The sequence below is a fragment of the Arthrobacter sp. GCM10027362 genome, assembly GCF_042679445.1.
In the GTDB taxonomy this organism is placed as follows: domain Bacteria; phylum Actinomycetota; class Actinomycetes; order Actinomycetales; family Micrococcaceae; genus Crystallibacter.
This window is the reverse complement of the sequence record NZ_JBHTML010000009.1, coordinates 50275-61104: the sequence shown is the minus strand read 5'-3', so window position 1 is coordinate 61104 and position 10830 is coordinate 50275. Positions and strand designations below refer to the sequence as shown.

Below are 10830 nucleotides of genomic sequence, written 5' to 3'. Positions count from 1 at the left end.
ATGGTCAGCGAACCACCGTCGGGCTGCCGCGTCTCGTCCCAGTGCCGCTGGATCCGCGCCTCCTTCACCTCGAACAGATCGGCGAAATCCGCTTCAACCCTGACGACGATCACGCACTCGGCGGCGGCCGTTGAGTAGTTCCAAACCGCGACCTCCTCAAGGATTCCGGCACCCACTTCGCGCACCCGCTCTACAATCAGCGAACTGTCCGCGTACCCGTCGGAACGGACGACACGTCCGGCAAACAGTGCCCGGTACGGCTCCCTGGTCTTCGCCGCCAGCGGCTCCAGCGGCTGGCCGTTGACGGTCAGACTCCAGCCGGACAGGATGCGGGTGTCCTGGAAGAAGACACCGTGCGGATGGTTGGGGTAGATATCCCCGTTCGGCAGGGAGATGCAGAAGGACGATCCCTCCACCAGCGTGACCGTCCCGGCCCCCAGCGGCCCGGCAGCAGTATCGGCATTCCATCCAGCCATCTCCGGCTCCTCGAAGGATTGCAAGGTGCGGCATCGCACGGATCCTGCGGTCCGGCTGCCGGTCGCAGTCTTCCTCGGTCCTATCGACACTACCCTTGTCTCCTCGATGGGGCCAAGCACCATCGGCTCCCAGGTTCCGAGTGTTGCTGCCCAGCCGGTCCAGCTTCCAGACAACCACCGCGTCACCCTCCCGCAGCCGGTCCAGCGTCCTGTACGGTGCGGGCCCGTGTGCCGCTCACTCCCTGACAGGTGGAGATCCGCCGGCAGTCTGCAGCCTTTAGGGCCGCATGCCGCAGGCCCGCTTTTGGGTCCATGGCATTGACCTTGGCATATCCGATGCCTGCCGTTCCGGCCTCTACTGCTTCGCCTCATCAAAGACCTGCATAGCGATTTCTGGAAAGATCTTGGATAAGACGCATTGTTGAGACAAGGCGGACCTTGAGATTCAGGGATCCGGACGGCAGGTGATAGCCCCGTTATCTTGTCCTGAATCTTGTCCCGGCAAACGGTCCTTTAATGAGACGACGCGGGGTCAGAGACAACATTATCCTGTGGGCACTTCAAGACTGGCGATACTTTCCTCATGCGGAACCCGTTCAATGAGCAGCCAGCTTGGCTGCAAGCTCTCTGTGGCATGCTAAGGCCACAGCCCTTTGGACTTACCTGAGTTCAAAGTCCAACCCATGCCCGCGGCTGAACATGCAGGACGCCGGATCGAGCAGGGCAATAGGCAGCTGGAGGTACTGACCGCACTGCAGCAGCCGTCGGAAGCACAGGCGGCAGCGGCAGAGGCGGCCGAGTTTGAACGCGGCCTGATCCGCGAACGCAGTACCTCCCGACTTCAGGCCGCCAGCGCCCCGGGACCGCAGCGGCGTCCGGCCGGCCCTGCTCACCCGCGGCAAGGTGGCCGCCGCCCGCTGGCTATACGAACAGCAGGACATGACCGTCGAACAGGTCGGGAAGGTCCTCAATGTCAGCCGCATCGCCTTTTACTGCACCTTCCGGCGTGAACCGGCTTCCGCCCGGCGCCTCGCATCTGGCCAGCCCCATCGATTTAGAGGCCTTGGCGCAGCGGAAGCTTGGCACGGCCGCTTCCAGGAAGTTGCCTGCGAACTCTTGGCAGAGCAGTTCCGGCACGGACTGATGAAGCTGACATTTGACCCATGAGGGCATGCGGCAACGGTTCGTCCCGCCAGCAGGTTCAACGTTCGAATACGAAATTGACGGCCGAAATCTGCAAAAAATTTTGCTGCATCACAGGCTACCGGGGCCATTAGCCTTGTTGCGGGAAAGGATACCGCATTTCCCTACCCAATCCAGGCCGTCGACTAAATTGGAAGCATACATGTTCATGTCATCCCTCAGAACCTGGCACATCACCTCGCTGGCCTGCATGGTCCTTTGCATGTAATTGCTCCAACCATTCCACCCGTCCCCAGGAGCGCCGCTGGTCTCAAGTTTGAGGATAGGCTCATCCCGCAGGTTAAGGTAATCCACTTGGGCCAGCACCGAGTCGAACAGATCCAAGTGCTCCACCGCGACTGCGCGCACCTTCTCCACCGTGTCCCTGAAGGACTTCTGTCCCGAAGGTTTCGGCGTGGGCTCCGCAGCTGACTTTTGCGTGAGATGCTTCTGAAGAACAGGGCAGGTGCCGACCGACTCGCGTATGAAGCATGCGCGTTCGTCGGGGCCCAATTCCTGGAGCTCCCTGTCCAGTTCCAGCAGCTGGTTGGTCACGGTTTGGGCCGAGCCGCTCTGCAGCTGTTTCTCCACCTCTCTCAGCTGGACTAGGACCAGCCCCAGCCCGACGACCGTCCCGATGAGGCCGACAGCCGTGGCCAGACTCGCCACGGAACCAAGAAAGTCTTTCCATCTCACGCCCCAGCCGTTCGCTGCCTCCCTGAAGCGCGCCCATCTACCCGGGGCAGGCGCGGCCGGCGGTCGCTCAGGTGGGGAATCCCGCTCAAATTTCATCGTCCTATTATCGACTTCCCACCGTCGATTAGCGAGGCCGGTTTCTCATTGGAGAAGCCATGAGCGTTTGAGGCAACAGTTCCACCGTATGGATCTTCAAGAACCGTCTCTAGTCTCCGTCTCCTGCTGCCTGGTCTTTTTCCTATCCCGTCCGGAGGTGCCGGCCGGGCGACCCGGCCTGATTACGTCCTCTGTCGACCATGACCGGAGCGTTATTACCGGCCCGAAGGTGCCCTGAAGATCGGGGCTTACCGCCGCAGGCCGCAGCCGACCGGCACCGGATTCCTCCCCTGCCATTTATACGGCCGTTTAAGTGACATCGCAGGAAACCCCACCGATAGCTCCGAATTTTGTCACTTTATCCGTTGCTTATTCTAATTTGCGCAAAAGTAGGGGCTTGGAAGATATGTGAATTCCCGCTTACGGCCGGCGCACAAGGACCGCCAGGGCGTCGATTGCCCGCCGGAGGGCATCCTCGGTCAGCCCCGAAAGGGGGACGTTGGGCTTCCGGGCAGCGAAGCGGCTCGACCGCAGGTTGTCCGCAACCTCCCCCAGCCCCGGCACGCTCCCGAGCTCAAACAGGAACGCTTCGAGAAGCTCCTTGCCGGGCAGCTCGTCGTCGGCCATTCTGGACAGCCTGGCGAAATTGAACTCGACAGAGGTTCCCTGTCCCCGGAAATAGAACAGCGACACGGTTCCCAGCTGCAGGCCCGTCGCGTCGTGGACCCGGAGCCCTCCCGCCGGGCTGGCGGCCCGCGACCCGGCAAAGACCAGGCCCCGCGAGGCTGCCTCCGCCGTGAAGACGTCGAACTTCCCGACTACCGCCGACTCGTTGGACTCCAGCCAGGAACGGAAGGCGGGCGCATCCCACACCGTCCGGCCGTCGTCGGCGGGAACCGATTTTGCCTCGGCCAGTTCTTGCCCGTAGACCTGCGGCATCAGGATCTCGACCGAGCCCTGGACAAGGCGGGCATACTCGACAGCAATGACCGAGGTCCCCGGACCGGACATCATGTTCAGGTACTCCACCATCCGCTTCAACGGCCCGTTGATGGCATCCACGGCCAGCACGATGCGGAACCGTCCCTCCACGAGATTTCGGGCGACGGTGTCCCTAAAAAGCGGGCCGTCGGCATGGTTCATGAAGAGGGACTCCCCGTTGCGGTCCCGCCAGCGCGCATCGAAGTCCTCCACGTCCATCTTCCACAGACGCGCGGCATAATCGAACATCTGCCCCACGATTTCACGCCGCACCTGCGGATTAGCCGCCAGCTTGCATTCAACCAGCGTCACCTCCCCGCCCGTATCCACCACAATGATGTCGGCAGGCCCGGCCTCCGACTGGAACTCACGGCAGGTGGCCGCCTGGGAACTGATACCGGGAATCAGCTCCGGATGCGTCGCCAGGATTTCCTGCAGCTCAGCCTCGAGGGCATAACCGGCACCGGCCGGCTCACTCCATGTTCCGTCGGCCTGACGGATCAGAATCCGACCCATGCCCGCCCCTCCCCCACAACTGCCCGGTCTGCCTGCCGCCAGTGTGACCTACCCTGTCGGCAGCTTCAAGTAACCGCCTCCGGGCGGTTGTCGACAGATCCCCTGGTGACCTCCAGCCAGGCCGGCGGGCGTGTCATTGACCACTGGCAGAACCGCGCCAGGGCGCGCGCAGGGACACGGTCGTGGCGTGCGTGCGGATCACGGCCGGCAGGACTGCCGGGACGCAGCCGGCGGCGTTCGGGACGGCGGCGGCCGGGCTGCCCGGGCTGCGGGACCGGCCGGCGGGCCAGGGTGTGACGCCGGCGGGGAGGGAATCCACCGGGGTGTATGGGAAGCCGGTGTACTACATCCCGGGGGACGGGTTCGGGTGCCGGCTGCCCAACGCCGAAGCCCCTGCGCAACGTCCCGGGCCGTAAAACGGACACGGCCGACGCCGCGTGGACCGCCCGGCCGGCCGTCCGCGGGCCCGTCAGGGCCTCGTTCGTGCCGCCGGTCCGCGGGCTGTCGAACCCGGTCCGGTACCGCAGGGCCCGGATCCGGGAACGGACCCGCGGGATCCGGCGCCCGGGCAGGATCCCCCGGGACGCCGGCACCAGGCTCTCCTCGGTCGTCTCCGAGGATCTCGGCGTCTCCGGCCGGGCAATGCTCACCGCCCTGGTCGGCGGCACCCGGGATCCCGAGGTCATGGCCGACCTCGCCAGGGGCGTGCCGGGCAGGAAAATCCCGGCCCTGCGGGAAGCACTGCGGGGGCGGTTCTCCGGCCCTCACGCCCTGACCGAAAGGGGGGATCCCGGTCAGGCCGGGCTGCCCGGGCGAGGCGATCGGGCGTCTGTCGGTCGAGATCGACCGCGGGGAACGCCCCTTTCGCCCGCCAGCGTGACCTGATCGCCACCGTGCCCGGGATCGACAAGCGCACCGCCGAAGGCATCATCGCTTCAGATCGGCGTCGACATGACCGTTTTCGATGACGCCGCCCCTCCGGCCTCCCGGGCCGGCCGCTGTCCAGGCCAGTATGAGTCTGCAGGAAAGTCCACGTCCGGAAAGACCCGCAAGGGCAACAAATGGCTGCGGACCTACCTCCACGACGCCGCCAGCGTGACCGTCCGCAGCAAGAACACGTACTACGCCGCGCAGTATGCACGGATCAAGGGCCGACGCGGTCATGCCAAGGCCCCGGGCGCCGCCCGGCACTCCATCCCCGTCGCCCTGTTCCACCTCCCCGGCCCGGACGGGCCCTTCCACGAGTCCGGCCCGGGCTGCTTCATCAAGCGGCACAATCCCGAACGCCGGGCACGGCGCCTGATCAGCGAACTCACGACCCTCGGCTACACCGTCACCGCGGAGGCGCCGGCCGCGTGAACAGCCCGCCTGGTTTCACCTCAGCGCACATGTCTCGTTACGTTCCAGGTCATGCCCGGCGGGTGGGCCTGGCTGAATGATCCGTCCCGTGTCACTGGTTGCCGCCCGTGTTTGGGACCAGGCTGATCGCGCGGATCGGAGAGCCCGTGCCGCCGCTGAGTCGGAGCGGGAATGCCATGAAGTAGCTGATCTCGGGGACCTCGGCGAGGTTGCAGAGGTTCTCCATGACGAGCACCCCTGCGGGGAGCAGTTCGTAATGGGCGCGAAGGTCGGGGCCGGATTTGTCTCCCGGGTCAATGCTGATGCAGTCGATGCCGACGGCTTTCACGCCCTTTTCGCGGAGGTATTTCGCTGCCTCGCCGGTGAGTCCCGGCCAGCCGTTCAGGTAGTCGAATCCTTCGGGCACGAGGGACCAGCGGTGCTCCCATTTCGTGTCGAACAGGACGATGTCATCACGTTCGATGGCAGTGTTTTGGGCCTCCCACTCGATGATCTCGCCAGGGCCGATGTTGTGGCTGTCGGGTTCATAGGGGCCGAAGCTGAGTTTGACCGCACGGCCCATCAGGGCGGTCAGCGGGATCTCGTGGGTGTGGACGCGCCGTTTGTCGCTGGAATCGGGCACGAAATGTGCCGGCACGTCCACGTGCGTGCCGGAATGGTCGCCCATGACGAGCTGGTTGAATTCGGCCGGGTCGGTCATCGCGGGGAACGGCAGCAGGAAGAACTTCGGGTGGGTGGGGATGGTCGGGATGCCCTGGATCAGTTCGCGGCTGAGGTCAATGATGCGGTAGGCGCTCAGGGCCTGCCGTAGCGCTTCGGCCGACGCCTGGTGCAGGTCCCGTTGGTTGTGCAGTGCCATGTCAATAACAGTGCGGCCCGCGCAGGTCAGGAGTCAACGACCAATCCGGCCCAACGGGTGATGGCCGCATCGGGAACCGAAATCGGATGCCTGGGACGGGAACCGGTCGCCCCCGCTGGCCGGCGCCGCCCTGTGTGCCGCCGCCGTACGGTCGGCCAGGACCCGGCGGCCGGCACGGCGTCCACGACGCCGAAGGCCGGAAGCGATGACCGGGCCTCCTTCGCCACGCTCTCCGGGGCGGTCATCTGCCGGTCCATAGTGTTCGTCGGCCGCAGCGCCTTCGTCTCCCTCTACACCCGGCAGCGCACCGGCGGCGGCTCCGCCGCAGGCACCGCGGTCCTGTTCATCCTCTACATCGGCACCGCCATCGGCACCGTCCTCGGCGCCGCAGTGGCCAACTGGTTCGGCCGCATCCGCGTGGTGCGCTGGTCCTACACCCCCGACAATCCTGGCCGTCGCCGGCGTCGTCTTCATCCCCGGCCCCTTCATCTACCTCTTCATCGCGCTGACCCCGGCCGACCTGTACGTCCCGTTCTCCCTGCACGTCACGCTCGGACAGGACTACCTGCCGGGACGCGTGGGCACGGCCGGCGGCGTGACCCCGGGCCTTGCCGTCAGCATTGGCGGCCTGGCCACACCGGTGATCGGCACGATCGCCGACCACACGTCGCTGCAGGTGGCCCTGATGCCCCTGATCGTCCCGCCCGCCATCGGAGGGCTGCTGCTCCAATCGCTCCAAGAGCCCAAGAAACCGGGCACCTCCCCGAAGCGCCTCACACAGGACGCGGCCGCCAGCCGCACCGCTCCGTAAGCGCGACGGCCAACGGTCACACCCATAGGACGGGGCACTCACCCATCGGCAACTCCTGAAAAGGGCAAACGCTCCCCCACAACACGCGGACGGACAACCCAGAATCGGGAGTAAACGCCGATAACGGCGCATATGACGACTGCCGGTGTCCTCATACCTCAGCTCCCTTCCCTGCATTGGGAAGGGAGCTGAGGTATGGGCCGGTGAACCAGCTGCTGGCGCGGCAGATCCCGCCGCCCTTGCCCCAGAAGGCCTGTTCGATGCCGAGCAAGACTTTTCTGCATGTCCGGGCCGCCAACGCACGGAAGGAGCTGGGACCTTCTCATCTCTGCACACTTGCACGGGGCAGGATGAAGATTTCAAACGCGTAAATAGCGCTCAACGGGTAGTGGCCGCCCGCCTTATGCGGGGCAGTGCACGTTGCCCCAGAAGGAGCACAGCACCGCACAGAACGATTCCGGCGGCGCTCCACAGGCTCGGGGCGACCGGACAGGAGGTGTTCAGGAGGTTCTCGAGGGCGTCGTGCTCAGCCTGGGTCATCCAAAGCCCTACTTGGCCTTCACAGCGGTCTGCAGCGCAACGTATTCACATCGCAAGCCCTTGTTCGGCGGCAGCCAAGTGGCGGCGTCGCCGTCGCCCTTGGCGCCATTGGTCCGGCCGTCGGCGGCCATTAGGTTCAACGGATCGTTAGCGAACGCCTCCCGCTGGTCGGTGGAGAGCTGTTGGGCACCCTTCTCCCAGGCGCCGGAGAGGGCCACGGTGTGGTCGATCTGGACGAGCGTGCCGGTCTTGTTGCCCCGGACGATGTCGATGGAGGTGCCCGTGTAGGGGTCGGCCAGCACCATGCAGTCGGTGGTGCCGGGCTTGAAGCTCTCGTTGGAAAGGTCGCGGGCGAGGGTGTTGTTGCGCGCATCGCACCCCTTGCGGTCCGGGTCCGGCCAGCCGTTGCCGAACTGCTCGCGCGAGTACCCGGTTTTCGGGGCGCGGCCCTTGATCGTGATGCTGGCCAGCTGCTCCGGTGGCGTTCCGGCGGCAGCCGGCTTCGACGGCCCCCGGGCGGCTTCCTGGGTCGGAGTCGAGGCCGGTTCAGTCGAGGGCGCTGCGGTCCAGGTGGTCTCGGCGGCGCTGGCCGGGGCCGGAACCTCGGTTTCGGTGGCCGGGATGAGGACCTAGGCTGGCCGCGTACCCGGCGGAGAAACAGGAGAGGCCCATGGATGCTGGAGAACGCCGCGCGATGCTGACGCGGCAGGACGCGGCCCTGTCCGTCTACAGCTACGGACCGCCTCCGGGGCCCGGAGTCCCGGCCATCGTGTTCGTCCATGGTTATCCGGACGATCATGCCGTCTTCGCACCCGTCATCGCCGAGCTAAGCGTCGACCACCATGTCATCGCCTATGACACCCGCAATGCAGGGGCCTCCCGCGCGGCTCGGGAGCGGCTGGATTCCTACCGGCTGCCGGCCTTGGTCGATGACCTCTTCGCCGTAATCGACGCCTCCAGCGCCGGCCCGGTCCATCTGGTAGGGCACGACTGGGGATCCATCCAGGGCTGGGCGGCCATCCAGAATGCCCGCGCCGAGGGGAGGATCCTGAGCTTCACCAGTATTTCCGGACCGGACCTTGGGCACCTGCGCCGCTGGATGCGTCACCGGCTGCACCACCTGGCACTGTGGCCGCAGGCTCTGGCCCAGGTGCTGCGCAGCTCCTACGTTGCCGTCTTCCAGCTGCCGATGCTGCCGGAACTGGCCTGGCGGATGTTCCTAACCCGCCGCTACGAGCGCCTCAGCGGCCGGCGCATTGGCGACAATGCCATCCGTGGTCTGGCCCTGTACCGGGCGAACTGGCTCCGCGCTCAGCAGTTGCCCGGCCGCTGTACGGTCCCGGTGCAGGTGATCGTCCCACAGCGGGATCCGTTTCTGTCGCCCCTGCTCGTGGACGGGCTTCAGGACTGGGTGCCACAACTGAAAATCGTGGACGTGAATGCCGGGCACTGGTGGCCGGCAGAGGAGGCGCAGTCGTTCGCCTTGCTGCTGAGGAAATGGATCGCACAAACGCCAGGACCCTCCGCACCCCAAGCGAAGAAACGCCGATAACAGCGCATATGTCCGTTCCGGCGCTACTTGGTGACGCCGTCGTCAGGGGCCCCTGTGTAGCTGCCGGGGCGGGCTGCTTCCAGAGAGTTGACATCACGGTCGGTTCGACCCGTGTCACAGTGCCTCAGGGCGGGCGAAAGCACGATAACCCTGTCCCGGGTGGGGGTCTCCGCCAACGGCTCGGGCCTGGTGCCGGCGGTTTCCCGGGCCGTCCTGGTCATCCGGGATTGGCGGCAACATGTCCGGTTGGTGTGCCCGGGACGGTGCTGCCGGTTGTCCCCGGCAGCACCGTCCCCTTGGTTTTTATCGCGCCGGTACGGTTGCGGGTTCCGCGGACCCGGCGGCTTGTGCGGCTTGGCGTGCGGCGGCATTGTCCTGCAGCCGGCGCCGGTAGGCGGCGGCTGGGTGGTCCTCGCGGATGCGCGTCTGGCCGGGTTCGTAGATGCGTTCGCGCAGGGTGGTGGATTCGTCGTAGTCGCTCCAGTAGCGGCCGCGGGCCTGCAGTTCGGGCACGACGTGCTCGATGAAGTCCTCGAAGGTACCGGGGGTGGTGACGTAGGCGATGTTGAAGCCGTCAATGTCGGCCTCGTCGATCCAGTGTTCGAGTTCGTCGGCGATGGTTTTCGGTGAACCGACGAGGACCGGGCCCATGGCGCCGATGGAGACGAAGTTGGCCACCTCGCGCGGGGTCCAGGTCCGGTCCGGGTCGGCCTTGGAGAAGATTTCCAGGGCGAAGCGGGCGGAGTCCGTTTCGACGTATTCGAGCGGCTGGTCCGGATCGAGCGTGGACAGGTCGATCCCGGTGATGCCGGCGTAGAAGGCGAGGGCACCTTCGTAATCGGCCCAGGTGAGGAACTCCTCGTACTTGGCCCGGGCTTCGGCGTCGGTGGGGGCGGTGACGGTGGCGATTTCGGTGTAGATTTTCACGCTGCGCGGGTCGCGGCCGTGGTCGGCGGCGACGGCGCGGATGTCGTCGACGTATTTGCGCAGGATGGCCGGTGTGGGTGCGACGGTGAAGACGGCTTCGGCGTGCCGGGCGGCGAAGGCGCGGCCCTTGGTGGAGGTGCCGGCCTGCCAGATGACGGGGGTGCGCTGCGGGGAGGGTTCGGAGAGGTGGATGCCGGGGACTGAGAAGTATTTGCCCTTGTGGTTGATGGGATGGACCTTGTCCGGGTCGGCGTAGACCTGGGTCTTGCGGTCGGCGATGACGGCGTCTTCTTCCCAGGAGCCTTCCCAGAGCTTGTAGCAGACGTCGACGACTTCCTCGGCCAGGTCGTAGCGTTCGTCGTGGGACATCTGCCGGTCCATGCCCAGGTTCCGGGCGGCGCCGTCGAGGTAGGAGGTGACGATGTTCCAGGCGATGCGGCCGCGGGTGAGGTGGTCCAGGGAGCTGAAGCGGCGGGCCAGGGCGTAGGGCTGTTCGTAGGTGGCCGAGACGGTGATGCCGAAGCCGAGTTTTTCGGTGGCCGCGGCCATGGCGGAGACCTGCATGAGCGGGTCGTGCACAGGCACCTGCATGGCCCGGCGCACGGAGGCGTCGTGGGAGTTCTGGTAGGTGTCGTAAACGCCGAGGACGTCGGCGATGAACAGGCCGTCGAACTTCCCCCGCTCGAGCAGTTTGGCCAGGTCGACCCAGTAGTCCAGGTCGTTGTAGCGGGTGGACTGGTCGGTCGGGTGTGCCCACAGGCCCGGGGACTGGTGCATGATGCACGTCATGTCGAAGGCGTTGAAGCGAATCCGTTTCTTGGTCATCGTCTCTACT

12 protein-coding genes are annotated in these 10830 nt (G+C 65.9%); 5 read left to right on the top strand and 7 right to left on the bottom strand.

Features of this window, described 5'->3' with window-relative positions; all coding sequences use genetic code 11:
- The 4 genes from ACFQ36_RS03405 to ACFQ36_RS03390 form a co-directional block, all read right to left on the bottom strand.
- On the bottom strand, positions 1-476 hold a 476-nt coding region (locus ACFQ36_RS03405; protein WP_377010630.1), incomplete at its 3' end, for a glycogen debranching N-terminal domain-containing protein.
- 921 nt (positions 477-1397) lie between these two features.
- Positions 1398-1613, bottom strand: a complete 216-nt coding sequence (locus ACFQ36_RS03400; RefSeq protein WP_377010628.1) for a hypothetical protein — start codon at positions 1611-1613, stop codon at positions 1398-1400.
- A gap of 117 nt (positions 1614-1730) precedes the next feature.
- Positions 1731-2354, bottom strand: coding sequence for a MotA/TolQ/ExbB proton channel family protein (locus ACFQ36_RS03395; protein WP_377010626.1), 624 nt, complete (start codon positions 2352-2354; stop codon positions 1731-1733).
- Between the two features lie 516 nt (positions 2355-2870).
- The gene (locus ACFQ36_RS03390) at positions 2871-3947 is read right to left on the bottom strand and encodes a hypothetical protein (protein WP_377010624.1); all 1077 of its coding nucleotides are present in this window, start codon (positions 3945-3947) and stop codon (positions 2871-2873) included.
- Positions 3948-4430: 483 nt separating this feature from the next.
- Between ACFQ36_RS03390 and ACFQ36_RS03385 the strand changes: the two genes are divergently transcribed.
- A complete protein-coding gene (locus ACFQ36_RS03385) occupies positions 4431-4832 on the top strand; it encodes a hypothetical protein (protein WP_377010621.1) in 402 nt (133 codons plus the stop codon).
- A gap of 66 nt (positions 4833-4898) precedes the next feature.
- Positions 4899-5306: a transposase gene (locus tag ACFQ36_RS03380; protein ID WP_377010619.1), complete on the top strand. Its 408-nt coding sequence runs from the start codon at positions 4899-4901 to the stop codon at positions 5304-5306.
- Between the two features lie 91 nt (positions 5307-5397).
- Here the strand turns inward: ACFQ36_RS03380 and ACFQ36_RS03375 are convergent, their stop codons facing one another.
- Positions 5398-6165, bottom strand: a complete 768-nt coding sequence (locus tag ACFQ36_RS03375) for a cyclase family protein (RefSeq protein WP_377010617.1) — start codon at positions 6163-6165, stop codon at positions 5398-5400.
- 595 nt (positions 6166-6760) lie between these two features.
- Here ACFQ36_RS03375 and ACFQ36_RS03370 point away from each other — a divergent pair.
- A complete protein-coding gene (locus ACFQ36_RS03370) occupies positions 6761-6976 on the top strand; it encodes a hypothetical protein (RefSeq protein ID WP_377010615.1) in 216 nt (71 codons plus the stop codon).
- A 548-nt stretch (positions 6977-7524) separates the two neighbouring features.
- On the opposite strand, the gene ACFQ36_RS03365 is transcribed toward ACFQ36_RS03370, so the two are convergent.
- On the bottom strand, positions 7525-7971 hold the full coding sequence (locus ACFQ36_RS03365; protein ID WP_377010637.1) for an HNH endonuclease family protein: 447 nt from the start codon (positions 7969-7971) through the stop codon (positions 7525-7527).
- On the opposite strand from ACFQ36_RS03365, the gene ACFQ36_RS03360 reads away from it, so the two are divergent.
- Together ACFQ36_RS03360 and ACFQ36_RS03355 are read left to right on the top strand one after the other, a co-directional pair.
- On the top strand, positions 7880-8149 hold the full coding sequence (locus tag ACFQ36_RS03360; protein ID WP_377010613.1) for a hypothetical protein: 270 nt from the start codon (positions 7880-7882) through the stop codon (positions 8147-8149). The two genes, ACFQ36_RS03365 and ACFQ36_RS03360, sit on opposite strands and share 92 nt — an antisense overlap.
- 37 nt (positions 8150-8186) lie before the next feature.
- The gene (locus tag ACFQ36_RS03355) at positions 8187-9068 is read left to right on the top strand and encodes an alpha/beta fold hydrolase (protein ID WP_377010611.1); all 882 of its coding nucleotides are present in this window, start codon (positions 8187-8189) and stop codon (positions 9066-9068) included.
- 303 nt (positions 9069-9371) lie between these two features.
- Here ACFQ36_RS03355 and ACFQ36_RS03350 read toward each other — a convergent pair whose 3' ends face one another.
- The gene (locus ACFQ36_RS03350; RefSeq protein ID WP_377010609.1) at positions 9372-10820 is read right to left on the bottom strand and encodes an LLM class flavin-dependent oxidoreductase; all 1449 of its coding nucleotides are present in this window, start codon (positions 10818-10820) and stop codon (positions 9372-9374) included.
- Positions 10821-10830: the final 10 nt, after the last annotated feature.

Bases quoted from the DNA above. Each gene is read 5' to 3' on its own strand.
- ACFQ36_RS03390 (WP_377010624.1), bottom strand. From the start codon at position 3,947: ATGGGTCGGATTCTGATCCGTCAGGCCGACGGAACATGGAGTGAGCCG.
- ACFQ36_RS03380 (WP_377010619.1), top strand. From the start codon at position 4,899: ATGACCGTTTTCGATGACGCCGCCCCTCCGGCCTCCCGGGCCGGCCGC.
- ACFQ36_RS03375 (WP_377010617.1), bottom strand. From the start codon at position 6,165: ATGGCACTGCACAACCAACGGGACCTGCACCAGGCGTCGGCCGAAGCG.
- ACFQ36_RS03355 (WP_377010611.1), top strand. From the start codon at position 8,187: ATGGATGCTGGAGAACGCCGCGCGATGCTGACGCGGCAGGACGCGGCC.
- ACFQ36_RS03350 (WP_377010609.1), bottom strand. From the start codon at position 10,820: ATGACCAAGAAACGGATTCGCTTCAACGCCTTCGACATGACGTGCATC.